This window comes from Paenibacillus sp. YYML68, assembly GCF_027923405.1.
In the GTDB taxonomy this organism is placed as follows: domain Bacteria; phylum Bacillota; class Bacilli; order Paenibacillales; family NBRC-103111; genus Paenibacillus_G.
On record NZ_BQYI01000001.1, the window covers coordinates 3,110,701 to 3,129,387 of the forward strand.

General features: G+C 56.5%; 20 protein-coding genes. 2 read left to right on the top strand and 18 right to left on the bottom strand.

Features of this window, described 5'->3' with window-relative positions; all coding sequences use genetic code 11:
* Positions 1–118: 118 nt before the first annotated feature.
* The 14 genes from PAE68_RS14100 to crcB (PAE68_RS14165) form a co-directional block, all read right to left on the bottom strand.
* Positions 119–1,504, bottom strand: a complete 1,386-nt coding sequence (locus tag PAE68_RS14100) for a glycine--tRNA ligase (protein WP_281887888.1) — start codon at positions 1,502–1,504, stop codon at positions 119–121.
* A gap of 59 nt (positions 1,505–1,563) precedes the next feature.
* Complete coding sequence (locus PAE68_RS14105; protein ID WP_281887890.1) at positions 1,564–2,271, bottom strand: 5'-methylthioadenosine/adenosylhomocysteine nucleosidase; 708 nt, start codon at positions 2,269–2,271, stop codon at positions 1,564–1,566.
* Positions 2,272–2,307: 36 nt separating this feature from the next.
* On the bottom strand, positions 2,308–3,330 hold the full coding sequence (ccpA, locus tag PAE68_RS14110) for a catabolite control protein A (protein ID WP_281887892.1): 1,023 nt from the start codon (positions 3,328–3,330) through the stop codon (positions 2,308–2,310).
* 148 nt (positions 3,331–3,478) lie between these two features.
* Positions 3,479–3,895: a hypothetical protein gene (locus PAE68_RS14115; protein ID WP_281887894.1), complete on the bottom strand. Its 417-nt coding sequence runs from the start codon at positions 3,893–3,895 to the stop codon at positions 3,479–3,481.
* 115 nt (positions 3,896–4,010) lie between these two features.
* On the bottom strand, positions 4,011–4,415 hold the full coding sequence (locus PAE68_RS14120; protein ID WP_281887896.1) for a VanZ family protein: 405 nt from the start codon (positions 4,413–4,415) through the stop codon (positions 4,011–4,013).
* A gap of 18 nt (positions 4,416–4,433) precedes the next feature.
* A complete protein-coding gene (locus tag PAE68_RS14125; protein WP_281887898.1) occupies positions 4,434–4,967 on the bottom strand; it encodes a type 1 glutamine amidotransferase domain-containing protein in 534 nt (177 codons plus the stop codon).
* A 33-nt stretch (positions 4,968–5,000) separates the two neighbouring features.
* On the bottom strand, positions 5,001–6,806 hold the full coding sequence (gene ptsP, locus PAE68_RS14130) for a phosphoenolpyruvate--protein phosphotransferase (protein WP_281887900.1): 1,806 nt from the start codon (positions 6,804–6,806) through the stop codon (positions 5,001–5,003).
* A complete protein-coding gene (locus PAE68_RS14135; protein WP_281887902.1) occupies positions 6,799–8,697 on the bottom strand; it encodes a glucose PTS transporter subunit IIA in 1,899 nt (632 codons plus the stop codon). Before PAE68_RS14135 ends, ptsP begins: the two co-directional genes overlap by 8 nt.
* A gap of 157 nt (positions 8,698–8,854) precedes the next feature.
* Complete coding sequence (gene thiE, locus PAE68_RS14140) at positions 8,855–9,523, bottom strand: thiamine phosphate synthase (protein WP_281887904.1); 669 nt, start codon at positions 9,521–9,523, stop codon at positions 8,855–8,857.
* A gap of 2 nt (positions 9,524–9,525) precedes the next feature.
* On the bottom strand, positions 9,526–9,954 hold the full coding sequence (locus PAE68_RS14145; protein WP_281887906.1) for a CoA-binding protein: 429 nt from the start codon (positions 9,952–9,954) through the stop codon (positions 9,526–9,528).
* Between the two features lie 64 nt (positions 9,955–10,018).
* The gene (locus PAE68_RS14150) at positions 10,019–10,921 is read right to left on the bottom strand and encodes a C39 family peptidase (RefSeq protein ID WP_281887907.1); all 903 of its coding nucleotides are present in this window, start codon (positions 10,919–10,921) and stop codon (positions 10,019–10,021) included.
* A 66-nt stretch (positions 10,922–10,987) separates the two neighbouring features.
* Positions 10,988–12,283: a 3-phosphoshikimate 1-carboxyvinyltransferase gene (gene aroA, locus PAE68_RS14155; RefSeq protein ID WP_281887909.1), complete on the bottom strand. Its 1,296-nt coding sequence runs from the start codon at positions 12,281–12,283 to the stop codon at positions 10,988–10,990.
* Between the two features lie 65 nt (positions 12,284–12,348).
* A complete protein-coding gene (crcB, locus tag PAE68_RS14160; protein WP_281887911.1) occupies positions 12,349–12,741 on the bottom strand; it encodes a fluoride efflux transporter CrcB in 393 nt (130 codons plus the stop codon).
* Positions 12,741–13,127, bottom strand: coding sequence for a fluoride efflux transporter CrcB (gene crcB, locus PAE68_RS14165; RefSeq protein ID WP_281887913.1), 387 nt, complete (start codon positions 13,125–13,127; stop codon positions 12,741–12,743). Before crcB (PAE68_RS14165) ends, crcB (PAE68_RS14160) begins: the two co-directional genes overlap by 1 nt.
* A 180-nt stretch (positions 13,128–13,307) precedes the next feature.
* On the opposite strand from crcB (PAE68_RS14165), the gene PAE68_RS14170 reads away from it, so the two are divergent.
* Entirely contained in the window at positions 13,308–13,601 is a 294-nt protein-coding gene (locus PAE68_RS14170; RefSeq protein ID WP_281887915.1) for a rhodanese-like domain-containing protein, read from the top strand.
* 113 nt (positions 13,602–13,714) lie between these two features.
* Here the strand turns inward: PAE68_RS14170 and PAE68_RS14175 are convergent, their stop codons facing one another.
* Positions 13,715–14,254 (bottom strand): shikimate kinase, encoded by a 540-nt coding sequence (locus tag PAE68_RS14175; protein ID WP_309299331.1) that lies wholly within the window; start codon positions 14,252–14,254, stop codon positions 13,715–13,717.
* Positions 14,255–14,401: 147 nt separating this feature from the next.
* Here PAE68_RS14175 and PAE68_RS14180 point away from each other — a divergent pair, with 147 nt between their 5' ends.
* The gene (locus PAE68_RS14180; RefSeq protein WP_281887916.1) at positions 14,402–14,740 is read left to right on the top strand and encodes a hypothetical protein; all 339 of its coding nucleotides are present in this window, start codon (positions 14,402–14,404) and stop codon (positions 14,738–14,740) included.
* A gap of 3 nt (positions 14,741–14,743) precedes the next feature.
* On the opposite strand, the gene gndA is transcribed toward PAE68_RS14180, so the two are convergent.
* From gndA to PAE68_RS14195, 3 genes are all read right to left on the bottom strand, one after another.
* Positions 14,744–16,156, bottom strand: a complete 1,413-nt coding sequence (gene gndA / locus PAE68_RS14185) for an NADP-dependent phosphogluconate dehydrogenase (RefSeq protein ID WP_281887918.1) — start codon at positions 16,154–16,156, stop codon at positions 14,744–14,746.
* 182 nt (positions 16,157–16,338) lie between these two features.
* Positions 16,339–17,106 (bottom strand): SDR family oxidoreductase, encoded by a 768-nt coding sequence (locus PAE68_RS14190; RefSeq protein ID WP_281891078.1) that lies wholly within the window; start codon positions 17,104–17,106, stop codon positions 16,339–16,341.
* A 20-nt stretch (positions 17,107–17,126) separates the two neighbouring features.
* The gene (locus tag PAE68_RS14195) at positions 17,127–18,671 is read right to left on the bottom strand and encodes a gluconokinase (RefSeq protein WP_281887920.1); all 1,545 of its coding nucleotides are present in this window, start codon (positions 18,669–18,671) and stop codon (positions 17,127–17,129) included.
* Positions 18,672–18,687 lie beyond the last annotated feature (16 nt).

Genomic DNA, 18,687 nt, shown 5'->3' on the forward strand with positions numbered 1-18,687 from the left:
GATATAAGCTACTGCTAGGTTACCCAAGATTCAGCACGCTCATGCTCAGAGGAACAGACGGCTACTGAGAGCCGCAAAAAAGCCGCAAGCCCTTGTAAACAGGACTGCGGCTCCTTCATTAAAATTCGATCTTGCTATCGAGGAACGTCTTCAGCTCGCTGATCGGCATCCGGGTCTGCTCCATCGTATCGCGGTCGCGCACCGTAACTTGTCCATCCTGCTCCGACTCGAAGTCGAACGTAATGCAGAACGGCGTACCGATCTCGTCGTGACGGCGGTAACGCTTGCCGATCGAGCCCGTCTCATCGTAATCGACGAGGTAATGCTTGGCGAGGTCTGCGAACACCTTGTGCGCGCCTTCAGACAGCTTCTTCGACAACGGGAAGATCGCTGCCTTATACGGCGCCAGAGCCGGGTGCAGGTGAAGGACGGTACGGCTGTCATCGCCTTCCAGCTTCTGCTCCTCGAAGGAGTTGATCAGGAACGCCAGCGTGACACGGTCCGCACCAAGCGATGGCTCGATGCAGTAAGGCACACATTTCTCGTTCGTCTCCTGATCCAGATAGCTCAGATCTTGACCGGAATGCTCCATATGCTGCTTCAGGTCGAAGTCTGTACGGTCTGCAATCCCCCACAGCTCGCCCCAGCCGAATGGGAACCGATACTCAATATCTGTCGTCGCATTACTGTAGTGCGACAGCTCATCATCGGAATGGTCACGCAGACGGATGCTCTCTTCCTTCATGCCGAGGCCGAGCAGCCAATCGCGGCAGAACGCGCGCCAATATTCGAACCATTGCATATCCTCGCCCGGCTTGCAGAAAAATTCAAGCTCCATCTGCTCGAACTCACGCGTACGGAATGTGAAGTTACCCGGCGTAATTTCGTTACGGAAGCTCTTACCGATCTGACCGATTCCGAATGGCAGCTTCTTGCGCATCGTGCGCTGCACATTCTTGAAGTTCACGAAGATGCCTTGCGCCGTCTCCGGACGCAGGTACACGACGTTCGAGCTCGACTCGGTTACACCCTGGAACGTCTTGAACATCAGGTTGAACTGACGAATCTCGGTATAATCCATCGCGCCGCAATCCGGACATACGATCTGATGCTCAGCGATCAGCTTCTCCATGTCGGCGAACGACAAGCCGTCCACGATCATCTCGATGCCCTTGTCCGACAGCGCGTTCTCGATCAGCTTGTCCGCACGGTGGCGAACCTTACACTTCTTACAGTCGATCATCGGATCGTTGAAGTTACCGACGTGACCAGACGCGACCCAGGCCTGCGGATTCATCAGAATCGCCGCATCCAGACCGACGTTATAAGGCGACTCCTGGATGAACTTCTTCCACCATGCGCGCTTGATATTGTTCTTCAGCTCGACGCCGAGCGGGCCGTAATCCCACGTATTCGCGAGACCTCCATAAATTTCGGAGCCTGGAAATATAAATCCTCTGTGCTTCGCCAGAGCGACCACTTGATCCATAGTAACGGAAGACATGCTCTACATTCTCTCCTTATCTCTAAATAAAATATGTAACGTGTGCAGGAGCACGACGACTAAGCCTGCAGCCTTAGAAGCATCCCGTCCACGATCTGGAACGAATGCTCGGAAGCCAGCTGCGTGAACTCGGCAAAATTAACATGCGCCGACCCGTCCGCCTTGTCCGACATCGAACGAATGACGACGAACGGAACCTCGTTCATCGTGCATACTTGCGCGACCGCCGCGCCCTCCATCTCGACGCAAGCGCCCTGCAGCTCGCTGTGCAAGGTGCTGACGACCTCGCGGCTCGCGATGAACTGATCACCGGACAGGATGCGCCCCTCGAGCACGCGGCCCTCGAACTTCTCCCGGCTAACGGCAGCCGCAAGCTCACGCAGCTCCTTGTTCGCCGTGAAGACGGACGACTCCTGATAAGGTATCGTGCCGCGCGGGAAGCCGAGCGCTGTCACGTCTACATCATGCTGCATCAGATCAGTAGACACGACCAGATCGCCAACGTTCAGCGCGGGGTCTACCGCACCGGCTACCCCCGTGAATACGATCGCTTCCACGCCGAACGTATCAATCAGCAGCTGCGTCGTTACTGCCGCGTTCACCTTGCCTACGCCAGAGCGGCACAGCACGATCCGCTGTCCATGCAGCGTTCCTTCCACGAACGTGATGCCGGCCTTCACCGTTTCCTGCGTATCCTGCAGGTGCGCGTGGAACATTTCAATTTCTTCCTTCATCGCACCAATAACACCTAACTTCTGATAACCCAACTGAATCCCTCCCTCTACAAAAAGAAATGGCTCACATCAACGATGAGCCACTGAATTTCTATGAATGACTTCATGCGGCAAAACAACTTGCTGGGACTGCTCGGCTGCATCCTTCGTTTCCTTGTTCATCAGCTTCGTGAGCAGGCGCATCGCTACCGCTCCGATATCGTACATCGGCATTGCAACAGTCGTCAGCTGTGGACGAACCATCGAAGCCATGCGAATGTTGTCGACACTGATGACCGACATATCGTCAGGCACCTTCAAGCCGCTGTCCTGCAACGTATGTATAGCACCGATCGCCATCTCGTCCGTAGCTGCGAAGATCGCAGTCGGACGATTCTCAAGCTCAATGAAATGCTTCGTCACGTCCATACCCGACTCGTAACGGTAATTGCCTACGCGTACATATTCCTCACGGAGCTCCACACCGCCGTCCTCCATCGCCTTCTTGTAGCCCTGATACCGGGCATACCCGTTGGCCGGATCCTGAAGGTGGCCGGAAATCATCGCGATGTCACGGTGTCCCTGAGATAGGAGCAACGAGACAGCGTCGTAAGCGGCCTTCTCATGGTCAATATCGACAGATGGGATCAGTCGCTGCTCATCGGCTGTCGCACACAATACGACCGGCACCGATGCCGTCTTGAATGCTTGTACATGCTCCTCGGTTACAGTACCGCCCATGAAGAGCAGACCATCCACCTGCTTCTCCAGCAGCGTGTTAATGACGCGGATTTCTTTTTCCTTCTTCTTGTCGGCATTACAGAGGATGATATTATAATGATACATATTCGCAATATCTTCAATGCCTCGTGCAACTTCTGAGAAAATCGAATTCGAAATATCGGGAATGACCACGCCCACGGTCGTCGTCTTTTTGCTCGCAAGCCCACGCGCAACCGCATTCGGACGATAACCAAGCCGTTCAATCGCTTCGAACACTTTTTTGCGTGTTTGTGGCTTTACATTCGGGTTGTTATTGACAACCCTCGAGACGGTTGCCATGGAAACGCCTGCTTCTCTGGCTACATCATAAATTGTCACAGTCACGGCCATTCTCTCCATTGTTTAATAATGTATAATGCGATCAGGTCATTTAGACTTATCATACGACAAATTGTTAGCTTTCGCAATGAATTTAGCCGCTTGCTTCTGTTTATAGTAACAAATTACGCTAAAAAAGCCAACTGCAAAGCAGTGGCTTTTAAAAATCCTGTACCGTCAGCGAATGCTTCGCAATCTGCGAAAGCCTTCTCCGCACGTCCTCAATCCATAGCTCGTCGTCGAGCGAACGGGCAAGCAGGAGTAAGTCAAGCAGCTCATTAATGCGCTCATCAATGATCGTCTCGATCGAGTCGTTAGCCCGTTTTTTGTCGGTCACCTTCTGCATCAGATGAGCTACCTCGCTCACTTCGTTAAATAACACCTGCTTCTTCTCCGGCCTGCCACCTAGCGTACCAATGAGACCAGTCAAGTCCGGCTTCACCTCGGCGAACACCTCGCTGCGGTTGCAAGCGTCACAGGAGAAGATCGGGACGTTCTCAATTTCCACTTTATTTTGATAAATGACGGTACGGAGGCGGATGCTCATGGACTTTCCGCATTTGCACTGCTTCTGCAAGTATACCACTCCTTTTTGACGGCGAAACAGACTTGAGTTCTTGAACACTTCTCGCATTATGAATTCTACCTGCGTTCAATATCTCCTGCCGCCAGAAGGCTAGCAAATATTAGCATCAGCGCTTAGGCTCGAAGAAGCGCCTCACCGCGGGCACGGAGCAGACGAGCATCGCCAGCACAGCACCGATCGTATCGTTGCGCAGGTCATACACATCAGGCGTCCGCCCCGGCACGAACGCTTGATGCAGCTCATCGGATACACCGTACAACAGGCACAGAAGGACGACCAGTCCCTTCACTGCCCAGCTAACGACTGTTGGTCGCAGCCCCCACAAGTACGTCAGCGCAAGTATAAAGTACGAGACGAAGTGGCCCCAATCGAACCCGGCCATCATCGGAATCCAGCGCTGGATCGCATCGAGCCAGCCGCCCAGATCGCCGCCCGTACGCGACGAGAAATAAAAAATAGCTGCCATCCACAGGATGGAGGGCAGCCAACGTAACCATTTGCTCGAGTTCATGTGAAGCTCCTCGGATCGTTATTTCTGAATATATTTCGCCAGCACGTCGACGAACAGCTTCGTGAACGCAGGAAGGTCTGGCGGTCTGCGGCCAGATACGATGTTGCGGTCGACCACCGCCTCCTCATCGATCCAGATCGCGCCTGCATTCTCAAGGTCATCCTTGATGCCCGGTGTGGACGTCATCGTATAGCCCTTGCATATTTTCGCAGAGGCGAGCACCCAGCCTGCATGACAGATGTGCGCGATCGGCTTCTCCGCCTCATGAAACTCACGTGTCAGCCGCAGCACCGACTCGTAGCGGCGAAGCTTGTCCGGCGCCCAGCCGCCCGGCACATACAAGCCGATGTAATCGGACGCTTGCACCTCATCCAGCGCATAATCCGTCTTCAGTGGCACCCCATACTTGCCGATGTAGGAATGATCCTTCTTCGGCCCAGCCAGATGCACCTCTGCGCCTGCCTCGCGCAGCCTGAGCACCGGATACCACATTTCCAAATCCTCGAACTCTTCATCGACAAAGGCGAGCACCTTATAGCCCTTCAGCTCCATTACATTCACTCCTTCGTTCGTAGTTACCATCACTTACATACAACTGCTCGTCGAACGGGGAACATCAAGGTTCGCCCCTCCGCTCTCGTTCACGTCCCGCAGTCGCTCGGGGCTCACAGCCTCGTTCTGCGCATAATGCTCCAGCACCTCAAGCACACGCACGCTGCTCGTACAGGCTGACAGCTGCTTCCACATGTTCGATGCATCCGTAGACAAGCTTTGAATAAGTCGGCTCTTCACCCGCAATATGGACGCAACGGACATACTCAGGTCAGTGATGCCGAGGGCGATCCAGAGAGGAAGCGCACGCACATCACCTGCGATTTCACCGCATACACTTACCTGAATTCCTTGCTTGCGAGCATTATCCACCGTCATCTTCAGCATGCGAAGTATAGACGGGTGGTAAGGGTCATAGAGGTGAGCGACATGCTCGTTCATCCGGTCGACCGCCAGCACATACTGCACCAGATCGTTCGTCCCAATACTGAAGAAGTCAACCTCCTGCGCCAGCAGGTCGGAGATCATGACGGCAGCTGGCAGCTCGATCATAATGCCGACCGGAATATCATCCTTGAAGGAAGCACCCTCTTGTCGAAGCTCCTCCTTCACCTCCTGCAGTACCTCATTGGCTCTGCGAAGCTCCTCAAGCGACGAGATCATCGGATACATGATCTTAATGCATCCGTACGAGCTTGACCTGACAATGGCGCGAAGCTGTGTCTTGAACAGATCGGTACGGTCAAGCATAATCCGAATGGCTCGATAACCGAGCGACGGATTCTCCTCCTCCGGAAGCTCCAGATAATCGAGATGCTTGTCACCGCCCACATCCAGCGTACGGATGACGAGCGGCTTGCCTGCAAGCTTCTCCGCCGCCTCCTTATACACCTCGTACTGCTCCTCCTCGCCCGGGAAGGTGGCGCGGTTCATGTACAGGAACTCGGTCCGGAACAGTCCGACGCCGCTCGCTCCCTTCACGATCGCCTGCTCCAGCTCCTTGATCGAGCTGATGTTCGCAGCTAAATTGTAGCTGAGTCCATCCATCGTCTGCGAAGGCAGGTCTGCTAGCTGCATCAGCTGATCCTGCTCCTGCCTCCAGCTCTCCTTCAGCTTCAAGTAATGCTTGACGACCGTCTCTGAAGGATTAATATAGACGATTCCTTCGTCTCCGTCGATAATGAGGAAGTCCCCGGTCTGAATCGGCGTTGCCAGATGCTCCTCTAGCCCGACCACATACGGAACGCCCATTGCACGCGCCATGATGGCGACATGCGACGTTTTGCCACCCATCATCGTAACAAGGCCTAACGTCTGGTTCACATCCAGATGCACCATCTGCGACGGAATAAGCTCCTTCGCGACGAGCACATACGGCTCATCCTTCGGTGGCAATGTCTCCTCCAGCGCGCCGAGCAGATGCTTCAGCAGTCGGTTGCCGACATCCTTAATATCGAGCGCACGCTCCTTCATATACCCGTCGTCCAGCAGGTCGAACATGTTGACGAACTTCTCGATCGTCTCCTTGACCGCAACCTCCGCAGCCTTGTACTGCCGCTGCATGATACCCTGCACCTCGTTCATGAAGACAGGGTCCTCCAGAATGGCCAGATGTGCGTCGAATATTTGTGTCTGCTCCTCGCCAAGGACGTTGACGAATTCTTCTTTAATTTGCCGGATTTCGTCCTTCGAGCTGCGTATGCCGTCATACAGCCTTTCGAATTCGTAGGCCAAGTCCGTAACATCAATCAGCTTATCGGGAAAGTCCCACTCCCAGGTCGGAATGACGAAAGCCTTGCCCATCGCAATGCCGGATGAAGCTCCTATCCCCCTAACCAAAAACGTTCCCTCCCCTTGTGCCTGGTGTGACGGTATCTTTGACTACGACCGACATGACGGACGCCTGCCCCTTCTTGACCGCCTTATAAGGTGCGAAGCTCCACGACTTCACCGTCTCCGCGTTCGTAATGACCATCGGCGTTGCGAGCGACTTGCAGCCCTTCTTCACCTTCTGCAGGTTGAAGCGCACGAGCAGCTGACCGGCTTCTACCTCGTCGCCCTCCTTCACGTAGGCGGTGAAATATTTACCCTGAAGCTGCGCCGTATCGATGCCGATATGTAGCAGCACCTGAAGGCCATGCTCCGTTTCGATGCCGAGCGCATGCAGCGTCGGATACAGATGAATAATTTTCCCGGCAATCGGGGCTACGAGCTCCCCCTTCTCCGGGATGAAGGCGACGCCGTTGCCGACGATTTTGCCTGCGAATATTTTATCCGGCACATCCTCCAGCGCAATCATACGCCCTTGCATCGGCGAGCTGAACAGCACTTGATGAATGTCCTTGCGCAGCACCTTGTTGATCTCCTCGCGGATCAGCTCGGAGTAGGTGCCGAATACGACCTGCACATTGCCGCCGCCCAGATGGATAACGCCCGCCGCCCCGAGGTGCTTCAGCGCCGCCGTGTCCATCTGCTTGTCGTTCACGAGCGTCAGACGCAAGCGGGTAATACACGCCTCGATGCTCTTGATATTGTTCTTGCCGCCGAGCGCCTCCAGAATGAGCGGAGATCGGTACGGAATATCGCCGGCCCACTCCTCCAGGTGTGAGCCCTCCTCGCGGCCGGGTGTTGGCAGCCTGAATCTGCGAATCGCCCAGCGGAACAGCACATAGTAGAAGGCGCCGTACGCGAGACCGACAGGGATGAGCAGCAGCCCGTTCGTGGACAGATGCAAATTAATCAAGTAGTCGATCGCCCCTGCCGAATGCGAGAAGCCGTGATGAATGCCAAGTGAATATGCAATCCACATCGACAAGCCAGACAAGATCGCATGCACGATGAACAAGTAAGGCGCCACGAACAAGAACGCAAACTCAATCGGCTCCGTCACTCCCGTCAAGAAGCAGGCGAACGCCGCTGTGAGAAACGTCGTACGCACCTTCGGCTTCAGGTCCTCCCTCGCCTCATGGATGATCGCGATGGCAATCGCTGGCAGGGCGAACATCATGATCGGATATAAGCCTGCCATATAGATGCCTGCTGTCGGATCTCCGGCGAAATATCGCGGAAGATCACCGAACACCGGCTGTCCGTTATTCTCATAGCTGCCGAGCTGGAACCAGAAGAAGTTGTTGAATACATGATGCAGTCCAGATGGCACGAGCAACCGATGAATAATGCCATATAGGAATGTTCCGAAGCCGCCCATACCGAGCAGCACTTCTGTCAGCTGCTGCATGGCCAGATTAAGCAGCGGGCCGAGCTTGAACATCACCATTGTGAGTACGAATACAGCCGGCCCCATGAAGATCGGAACGAGACGCGGCCCTCCGAAAAATTGTATGGCCTCCGGCAGCTGGATATGTTTCACCCGGTGGTAGATTATTGCAGCGAGGAGCCCGATCAATATACCGCCGGGAACGCCAAGCTGGAACGTTTCACCTAGATAACGCTGCAGCGTCTCCGAGAACATGAAGTGACCGATCAGCGCAGACAGCCCTGCCATGCCAGCGCTCTCAGTCAAGCCTAGCGCCACGCCGACCGCGAAGATCAGCGGTAAGTATGTAAAGATGGTCGTGCCGAACGCCATCAGCATCTCGCCGATATGCCCCATATTCGCCTGCTCCCAAGGCAGGGTGCCAAGCCGAATCAATATTGCCGCTACAGGAAGCGTGATGGTCGGAAGCATAAGCGACCTACCTAGCTGCTGTAAATTACCCATCCAGTTCAAAGCAAGACGCGCCCCCTTTGTCGATTCCTTCATTGGCACTATTTCGATGGTAAGCGCTAACGAAACTTTTGTCAAACAACGGTTCGCCCTCCGAAATCAAGCGATATAGCGCGGAAAGGCGAGCCTATTCGGCTCGCCCACACTTGCAGCAGCACACTCATGAATGAGAGCGTGCGTTCTGTGAAGCGGCGCTACGCACCGCCTCAGCGAGCCTCTCTGCAGCGGCTCTTGCGTCCTGCTGCTTCGTAATCGCAGAGACGACCGCGACACCGTCCGCGCCGCTCTCGATAACGGCGGCCGCGTTGTCGGCATCGACGCCGCCGATGCCAACCATCGGCAGCTGCGGCCAGCGCTGCTTCAGCTCCTGAAGCAGGCCGGTGCCGATCGGTGCCCCGGCATCCGACTTCGTCAGCGTCGAGTAGATCGCACCGACGCCCAAGTAATCGGCTCCTTGAGCGACCGCCCACTCCGCCTCCTCCATCGTGCCCGCCGATACGCCGATGATCGCGTCCGGTCCGAGCAGGCGACGTGCTTCCAGCGCGGGCAGATCATCTTGTCCGACGTGGACGCCGTCGGCCTCCAGCAGCAGCGCAACGTCAACGCGATCGTTGACGACGAACAGCACGCCTTGCTCCCGGCACAGCTCGCGAATCGCTCGACCGGCCTGCAGCACGTCGCGCAGCTGCGCCTTCTTTTCTCTGAGCTGCACGATGGTCACGCCGCCCTCAATGGCAGCCCTCGCTGTATCGAGCGCACTGCGGCCTTCGAATTCGCCCAGATCGAGCACCAGATAGACAGCCAGTGCTTCCTCCAATTGGTGCTTCATGCTTACCTTCCTCCAGGCAGCAATATGGCATCCTCGACCTTAATGCAACGATCCATAATTACTTCCAGTCCGGCTGCCTGCGCGATGTCCGCCGCCTCTTCGTTGAAGATACCTTGCTGCAGCCAGAACGTCTTGGCCCCGATCTTCACCGACTCCTCTGCGACAGGCACGACCTGTTCGCTACGGCGGAAGACGTTGACAATATCGACGGGCTCCGGAATATCGGTCAATGATGCGTAGCACACCTCGCCGAGAATCGTGCCTGTAACCATCGGATTAACAGGGATGATCCGGTAGCCCTTCGCCTGCATCGCCTCAGCGACCATGTACGATACACGGTCCGGCTTGTCGGACAAGCCGACGACCGCTACGTTGCGGGCGCCTGCTAATATTTCTTTAATTCGATCCCGAGAAGGATTCTCGAACGCCATACTTGAACAGCTCCTCTCCACTATATACAAGTCAGGCTGCCCGATTCGAGCAGCCTCTATAGCATTACCCATTCGTATAAGAAATCGCCTGCCGCCCCATCGCGTCCCATACCTTCTTGAACTGCTGCTTATCGATCTGCTTCTTGCTCTCGCCCGACAGCGGGTCGTTCACATACACGAACTGCTCATCATAGCCGACGAGCAGCACTGCATGCTCCATGAACGTCGTCTGAATCGGGCCAAGCGGCGTGTCCCAGACGACCCACTTGCTCGGCAGCTTGTAATCAATCGTCGTCCATACGACGGACGGAATACCATTACGCAGCTGCTCCTCCAGCTTCGAGAACGGCTTGCGAGTCAAGTCTACAGCGGTCGGAATATGCGACTTCAGCTGCGGGAACAAGGCGGTATGGTAGATGCCGAAGCCTCGAGACTTGCCAGTCGGATCGCCTACGAAGCCCGTATTGGGGTTGCCCCAATAGCCGACCGAACCATCCTTATTATATCGAAGCGGTGTCGTGTCACGCTTCATCTGCGCCGCCATCTCCAGCTTCGTCACCGCGATACCCTTGTAGTTCAACAGCATAGTCAGACTCGTAATCTCACAGCCGGAAGGCAGCTCAGGCAGCTGCCGAACGATCGGCGCATCGAGCATGACGGTGACAGGAGCGGGCTGGGCAGGAGCAGCCTGCGGCGCAGGGGCGGCGACGCCGCCGTTAGCAGCAGCCTCGGCGGGCTCAGGAGCAACCTCACTACCTTCTACGCCTGTTACAGCGGCCTTGGCCTTCAAGGCAAGCTCCGCTTCGGCCAGCCTGCTGGTCAGCTCATATACAGTAGGACGCACCCAATCGTCCTGATCCGATATTTTGGCATATAACAGCACTGCGAACACACCGCCGGCAAACAGCAAGCCTGCAATCAAGAAGAAAGCAAGCGTGACCTGCATTCCCTTCCATAGAATGGCCACGATTCCTCACCGCCCCTATCGCATTATGTTCCTTTCCCAGATGTCGTTGGACTATCGGACGTGAACTTATTCCTTGACGAGCTCAATCTGCGCGCCCAGCGACAGCAGATGGTCGAAATATTGCGGGTACGACTTCGCCACATGATGCGCGTCGTTAATCACAAGTCCTTGCTCCGAGCGCAGACCGACGACCGTCAGAGCCATAATGACGCGGTGGTCGAAGTGAGCGTTGATCTCCACGCCGCCAGTCACACCTTGCGGACGACCGTGAACGATAATTTCGCTCTGGCGCTCCTCTACATCGGCTCCTGCCTTGCGCAGCTCGTTCAAGTAATCCGTGATGCGGTCGCACTCCTTGTAGCGCAGGTTCTCGACGTTGTAGAAGCGGGATGTGCCTTCCGCGAACACAGCCGCAGCGACCATCGCGAGCACCGCATCCGTGAAATGATCGCCGTCGAACTCGCCCGCCTTCAGCGTCTGGTTGCCGCGAACGTGAACGATGTCGTTCTCATGCGTCAGATCAACGCCCATCGCACGCAGCACATCGACGCAGGCGCGCTCGCCCTGTCGGCTCTGCTCGGCTAGACGGAGCACCGTTACATCCGAGTTCGTTACAGCCGCTGCAGCGAGAATCGCCGCAGAGCCCGGATAATCGCCCTGTACCACATATTCCTGCGGCTTGTACGCTTGACCGCCCGGAATCTTGTAATGCATCAGGTCCTCCGATGCCTCGATCTGAATACCTGCTTGGGCGATGACCTCCAGCGTCTGACCGACAATAATCTTCGACTTCAGATCGTGCAGCACCGTAATCTCTGTATCTTCCTCCAGCAGCGGAGCGACGAACAAGAGCGAGCTCAGGAACTGCGAGCTGATGTTACCGGATACAGTCAGCTTGCCGCCCTTCGGGCTTCCACCGCGAATCGTAATCGGCAGCTTGCCTGCATTGTGCTCGACCTGCACGTCCATCTGGCCGAGCGTCTCGATCAGGTCGTCATGCGGACGCTTGCCGAGCGACTCGGGGTACTTGTTCACGAACGTAACCTCCGGCAGGAAGGCAGCGACCGACATGAGGAAACGAAGCACCGCTCCCGCATTGCCGACGTTCAGCTCGCTCACCTGCTTCGGATTGCGGCCGAAGCCGCGGATGACCATCTTCTCCTCATCCTCCTCGATCTCAGCTCCAAGATCGCGGATACAGCGGCGCATGGCATCGCTATCCTCGCTGTGCGCCGGGAAATATACGGTGCTTACTCCGTCGGCAAGTGCGCTGATGAGCAGGTAGCGGGTCGTGTAATTTTTGGAGGACAGTGCATTAATCGTCCCCTCCAGGCGCGGCGTCGGCTTAACAATAGCTTTCATAATAATCGAATCTCTCCCTATCTATATGTAAATTAAAGTGCATACGGTTACAGCGCTTGCAATGATCATAGTCCGAATGCGAAGTCACTCAGCATGTACCCGAGCCAGGCTAACAGCACACCAGCTACATAGCTGATTGCGATATATGCAGCTGCGGTCCGTCGGCTGCCCTTGTGCAGCATGGCCTCTGTCTCCACCTTGAAGGTGGAGAACGTCGTGAATGCTCCCAAGAACCCGGTACCGAGCAGCACGTACACCTTCTCGTGGATCAGCTCCGCCTGTCCCCACAGCAAGCCGAGCAGGAACGAGCCGAGCAGGTTCACGAGCAGCGTGCCAACCGGGAGGGCCGCACCGGCGTACCGTCTGGCTGACATCGTGCTGACCGCATAACGGCTCATCGCCCCGACACTACCGCCGATAGCGACCGCAAACAGGTCACTTATTACGATATTCGACATCAATCGTCGAAACCCCTTTTCCATCGTGCAAATTGGAATGTTCTACCTGACCGGACAAGCAGCAATCCGCCCACCGCACTAAGCAGCATGTAGAGAGCCGCCGTCGGTAGACGTCCGGCCTCCAGCAGAGTAAGCAGCTCGACGCTGAACGTCGAGAACGTCGTGAACGACCCGATCAGTCCGGTCGTGACGGCTGTACGCAGCCTCGGATGCTCGGCAAGTGCCGGATGATAGGCCGCGATGCCAAGCAGCAGGCAGCCTGTCCAGTTGCACAGCAGCGTTCCCCATGGAAGTGCGAACAATGGAGCCTGCTGAAGCGCGGCCGACAGCAGCAATCGCAGAGCCGCTCCCAGCGCTCCTGCGAGGCCGATATAGATCCAGAGCAACCGCTACCACCTCCTTGCCGAGCGTTCCCGGGAGGTGAGCGCCAGCGTTTGACTTTCGTTTTCCAAACCTTGTATGATGAGAGCATTCGGCCTGGCAGACCTAGCATCCGGCAACCATGAAGCGGATTCGACAGAACGCCAAGACGAGCTCTATAACGAAGATGGAGGCTTGACGTCTATATGGAAACGATTACCCCTGCAGCGCTGAAGGAGCGACTAGCAAGCGGAGAGAAGCTGCATATCATCGACGTTCGGGAGCCTGAAGAAACAGCCCTAGGCATCATTGACGGCGCGGTGAACATCCCACTGATGACGATTCCGGAGCGGCTTGCGGACGTGTCCCAGGAAGGCGAGACGATCATCGTATGCCGCAGCGGCGCTCGCAGTGGACGCGCGATCGAATATTTGCAGGCACAAGGCTACACGAACCTGAAGAACATGTCCGGCGGCATGCTGGAGTGGGAGCAGCTGTAGTAGCTCCCTCTGTTGCGTCTCTGGCTGCTGGAGCGGGTAGTGCTGAGGCCAGACCCGACTCTCTGCGTACATCTCGCCTGCAAGCTGCGCTCCTATAATAGGCTCAAGCAGCACTAGGCAAGTGAGCGCCAGCCGGCCTCAATGCGGTCTGTGATCTCCTCGACAGCCAGTCCATCCGTCTGGATGGATAGATGTGCGAAATCGTACGCGTGCTTGCGGCTCTCCATGATCGCACGGACGCGTTCTTCGACATCTCCTGCGAGCAGTGGTCGATTGCCGTCCTCGCGGACACGCTGAATAATCGTCTCGGCCGATGCTCGCAGCGCTACGACTAAGCCGCCCTCCAGCATCGTCTGACGATTCACCTCGGCCAGCACAGCGCCGCCCCCCGTCGCCACCACTTGCGCCTCGTCCGCCAGCACGTTATTGATGCATGCCGTCTCCTGCAGGCGGAACGCGGCTTCACCGAGCTCGGCGAACATGTCCTTAATGCTCATGCCGCTCACTTCCTCTATACGCGCATCGGTGTCCACGAAGCGGTATCCGAGGCGCTCGGCCAGCGCGATGCCTACGGTCGATTTGCCCGTGCCCATTAAGCCGATCAATATGACATTACGCTTGTTCATGACGACATCTACACCTCTTGAATCCATGGAATTATACCTCTCTAAGCTGCTCCTATCATACCATAGCTGGCCGAGCGTGAATAGAAAGTTTGGAAAAAACATAAGCTAGATTGAGAATAACTTCCATCTTCGCTATTACAGCTGCACCCACATTTAGGAAGGAGAATGTCGGATATGACGCAAGCCGCCCTAAAAGCACAAACCCCTCCTGCAAGTCCCACCACCATGAAGCTTGATCAAATTATGGACCCGACCCACCCTCTCTGCAAGGACGAAATCGTATGGATGCTGGAGTACATCAAAAAAAAGGTGGCTGAGGAAGACCCGCAACTGATGGATCTTTCCCAACCACGCTTACTGCAAAACTTCCGATATTTCGCCGAAATCGCGCTCATGCTCATTCAGCGGCGCAACGGCTTCGACCAAGAAGCCGACCGGCTCAAGGCGTGGCTGCACGAGGCCGCCTACGGCATCTATAAGCCGGATAGCGTGAAGTCAACTCGGAATGGATAAATCTTACTTCTCAAACCACTGGTAGTGGAACGTGCCTTCCTTGTCCACACGCTTGAACGTGTGAGCGCCGAAGTAATCGCGCTGCGCCTGAAGCAGGTTCGCTGGCAGACGCTCTGTGCGGTAGCTGTCGTAGTACGCAAGCGCCGACGAGAACGCTGGAACTGGCACACCGCGTGTTACAGCTGTACCGATGACCGTTCTCCACGCATCCTGGTAGCTCTCGATGACATTCTTGAAGTAATCGTCAAGCAGCAGGTTGCGCAGCTCCGGATTGCGATCATACGCATCCTTGATGTTCTGCAGGAAGCGGGCGCGGATGATGCAGCCGCCGCGGAAGATCATTGCAATGCTGCCGTAGTCGAGGCTCCAGTTGTACTCCTCGCTCGCTGCACGCATCTGCGCGAAGCCTTGCGCGTAAGACACAATTTTACTCGCATACAGTGCCTTGCGTACTGCCTCGATGAACGCCGCACGGTCGCCGTCGAACGGCTGTACGCTCGGACCGCTCAGCACCTTGCTCGCCGCGATACGCTCATCCTTCATCGCCGACAGGAAGCGCGAGAAGACGGATTCTGTAATAATGGACAATGGAACGCCCAGATCAAGCGCGCTCTGGCTCGTCCACTTGCCTGTACCCTTCTGACCGGCAGAGTCGAGGATCACATCCACCATCGGCTTGCCGGTTTCTTCATCATATTTAGTGAAAATATCCGTTGTAATCTCGATCAGGTAGCTGTCCAGCTCCCCGCGGTTCCAATCCGCGAATATCTCATGAAGCTCCTGCGTGCTGACGCCAAGCACGTCCTTCAGCAGCTGGTACGCTTCGCAAATGAGCTGCATGTCGCCGTACTCGATGCCGTTGTGCACCATCTTCACGTAATGGCCCGCACCGTCCGGTCCGATGTACGTGCAGCATGGGTCACCATTCACCTTCGCGGAGATCGCTGTCAAGATTGGAGCGACGAGCTCGTAAGCGTCCTTCTGGCCGCCCGGCATAATCGCAGGACCTTTGAGCGCGCCCTCTTCACCGCCGGATACGCCTGTTCCGATGAAGCGGAAGCCTTGTGCCTCGAGCTCCTTACTGCGACGCTGTGTGTCAGGGAAGTAGGCGTTGCCGCCGTCAATGATGATGTCGCCCTGCTCCAGATGCGGCACGAGCTGGTTAATCGTATCGTCAGTCGCTGCGCCTGCCTGCACCATGATTAAGATTTTGCGAGGCGTCTCCAAGGAAGCGACGAATTCTTCGATGCTGTATGTACCGACCAGCTGCTTACCCTTTGCTTCCTCGAGCAGCTCGTCTGTTTTGCCGCGCGAACGGTTGAACACGGACACGGTGAAGCCGCGGCTTTCGATGTTGAGGGCCAAGTTTTTACCCATGACCGCCATACCGACTACGCCAATTTGCTGTTTAGACATTGATTTCTCTTCCTTCCTGGTTCCCATATTTATTTAACCCATATGCAGCCGTCTAAAACAGGATATTCCCAGCGCACTGCTGCATATGGACCCTAACCATTGATTATGTTTCATTTTGTTCACAATTTCAAGTCGAAGCATATCTGGGCCGCTCAGTAGCCGCCTCAGACTGAGTGCTGCGATTAGATCGTCATCGAGCCGAAGCCGCCATCTACACGCAGCAGCGTACCCGTTACGAAGCCGGATGCCTTCTCGGACGCGAGGTAGATCGCCGCACCTTGCAGCTCCTCGGCGTCGCCGAATCGGTTCATCGGCGTATGGTTCATGATCGATTGCACCCGCTCCGGGGACAAGATCTTGCGGTTCTGCTCCGCCGGGAAGAAGCCCGGAATGATTGCGTTAACACGCACGCGGGCAGGCGCGAATTCTCTCGCCAAAAACTTCGTCACGTTGTTCACCGCCGCCTTGGAAGCGGAGTACGTGAACACACGGGACAGTGGAGGCTCGGACGATACGGACGAAATGTTAATGATGCTGCCGCCCTCGCCCTTGTCCACCATATGCTTCCCAAAAATTTGGCAAGCAAGCACAACGCTCTTCAGATTGACATCCATAATGGAATCCCACTCGTCCATCTGCAGCTCGAAGAACGGCGTCGGGCTGTTCTTGCCTGGGCAGTTCATGAGCACGTCGCAGCGACCTGTCCAGGCGAGTACCTCATCTAACACACGCTTCAGATCGTCGGCGCTGGTCGCGTCGGCGGAGAAGCACTTGGCACGACCGCCCGCTGCTTCCACTTGAGCTGCAACCTCCTGCGCCTTCTCTTGATTACGGCCGACGATCGCGACATCTGCGCCGTGTCCGCCAAGTCCTACGGCCATCGCGCCGCCGAGCGTGCTGTTGCCGCCGATAATGACTGCTGTTTTACCAGTGAGATCGAATAAGTTCATCGCCATGTTTACATATCCTCCTATAATTGGGTGTGCTTCTGCTGGAAGGCGGAGATCAGGTCGAACTCCTCCTTCAGCTGGTGGTATACGCGGGTATATATATCCGTAAGCTCGCCGTATACCTGATGCGTCTGTTCGTTGCTGCGGTACGTCTGATTCACTTGAATCCAGTCGTGGATGCCGCTGAAGTCGCGGATCTCCCCGACCGCCAGCATACCGAGCAGCGCCGCGCCCATGCCGGAGCCTTCGATCGTCGACGGAATCGTCACCGGACTGCCGAGCACGTCCGCAAGCATCTGCAGCCAGAACGGCGATTGCGCGAAGCCTCCGGACGCCCGAATCTCCTTCGTCGCACCGCTCGTCTCCTCGAGCGCCCTCACGACAGAATGGATGCGGAACATGACACCCTCGAGCACAGCGCGAATCATATGCGGCTTCTCGTGGAACAGCGACAGTCCGAAGAACACACCTCGTGCATTCGCATTCCAGTACGGCGCACGTTCGCCTGCAAGCAGCGGCAGGAAGATCAGACCGTTCGAGCCGGCCGGCACAGATGCCGCAAGCTCGGTCAAGTAATCGTAAGGCTCCATGCCGCGGCGACGGGCTTCCTCGGCCTCTGCGGTCGCGAGCTGGTCGCGCACCCAGCGGAACATGATGCCGCCGTTGTTGATCGCACCACCGACCACCCAGAAGTCTTCCTTGAGCGCGTAGCAGAACAGACGACCCTGCGGGTCAGTCTTCGGCTCGCGCACAACGCCGCGCACCGCACCGCTCGTGCCGATCGTCACCGAGTAGACGCCAGGCTCATAGGCGCCCGCGCCCAAGTTCGCGAGCACGCCGTCCGAGGCGCCGACGACGAACGGCGTATCCGCGGACAGCCCTAGACGCTGCGCGTCCTTGGGGCGCAATCCCTGCAGCACGTGCGTCGTCGATACAGGCTGTGACAGCTGCTCGCGACGAACGCCGCAAGCCGCAAGCGCCCCGGCATCCCAGTCCAGCTGCTGTAGATTGAACAAGCCTGTCGCACTGGCGAGCGAATGGTCGATGACACATTCACCGAACAAGCGGGCGAACACGTATTCCTTGATGCCGATAAATTTGTAAGCCTCAGCGAACAGCTCCGGACGATTGTCGCGGAACCACATCAGCTTCAGCAGCGGACTCATCGGATGGATCGGCGTTCCCGTCCGTCTGTAGATGTCGAGACCGCCAAGCTCCTCCTTCAGCGTCCTCACATAGCCGACGCTGCGGTTGTCCGCCCAGGTGACGCACGGCGTCAGCGGCTGCAGCGACTCGTCCACAGCGATGAGGCTGTGCATCGCCGAGCTGAACGATACACAGAGCACTTGACCTGGAAGCACCGACGCCTTCTGCACGACGGCTCCGATGCCTGTCAGTACCGCCTGATAGATCTGCTCCGGATCTTGCTCAGCCATATCCGGCCTAGGCGTATGCAGCGGGTATTCCACCGCATGGGAGGCGATAACGCGCCCTTCCCGGTTGAACAGCAGCGTCTTCGCACTCGTGGTGCCGATGTCCGCTGCGATAATGAATGGCTTATGCACCGTATGAACGCTCCTT

Coding starts and splice junctions, on each gene's coding strand:
- PAE68_RS14100 (WP_281887888.1), bottom strand. CDS start 1,504: ATGTCTTCCGTTACTATGGATCAAGTGGTCGCTCTGGCGAAGCACAGA.
- ccpA (WP_281887892.1), bottom strand. CDS start 3,330: ATGGCCGTGACTGTGACAATTTATGATGTAGCCAGAGAAGCAGGCGTT.
- PAE68_RS14120 (WP_281887896.1), bottom strand. CDS start 4,415: ATGAACTCGAGCAAATGGTTACGTTGGCTGCCCTCCATCCTGTGGATG.
- PAE68_RS14125 (WP_281887898.1), bottom strand. CDS start 4,967: ATGGAGCTGAAGGGCTATAAGGTGCTCGCCTTTGTCGATGAAGAGTTC.
- thiE (WP_281887904.1), bottom strand. CDS start 9,523: ATGAAGCACCAATTGGAGGAAGCACTGGCTGTCTATCTGGTGCTCGAT.
- PAE68_RS14145 (WP_281887906.1), bottom strand. CDS start 9,954: ATGGCGTTCGAGAATCCTTCTCGGGATCGAATTAAAGAAATATTAGCA.
- aroA (WP_281887909.1), bottom strand. CDS start 12,283: ATGAAAGCTATTGTTAAGCCGACGCCGCGCCTGGAGGGGACGATTAAT.
- crcB (WP_281887911.1), bottom strand. CDS start 12,741: ATGTCGAATATCGTAATAAGTGACCTGTTTGCGGTCGCTATCGGCGGT.
- PAE68_RS14170 (WP_281887915.1), top strand. CDS start 13,308: ATGGAAACGATTACCCCTGCAGCGCTGAAGGAGCGACTAGCAAGCGGA.
- PAE68_RS14175 (WP_309299331.1), bottom strand. CDS start 14,254: ATGGATTCAAGAGGTGTAGATGTCGTCATGAACAAGCGTAATGTCATA.
- PAE68_RS14180 (WP_281887916.1), top strand. CDS start 14,402: ATGACGCAAGCCGCCCTAAAAGCACAAACCCCTCCTGCAAGTCCCACC.
- gndA (WP_281887918.1), bottom strand. CDS start 16,156: ATGTCTAAACAGCAAATTGGCGTAGTCGGTATGGCGGTCATGGGTAAA.
- PAE68_RS14190 (WP_281891078.1), bottom strand. CDS start 17,106: ATGAACTTATTCGATCTCACTGGTAAAACAGCAGTCATTATCGGCGGC.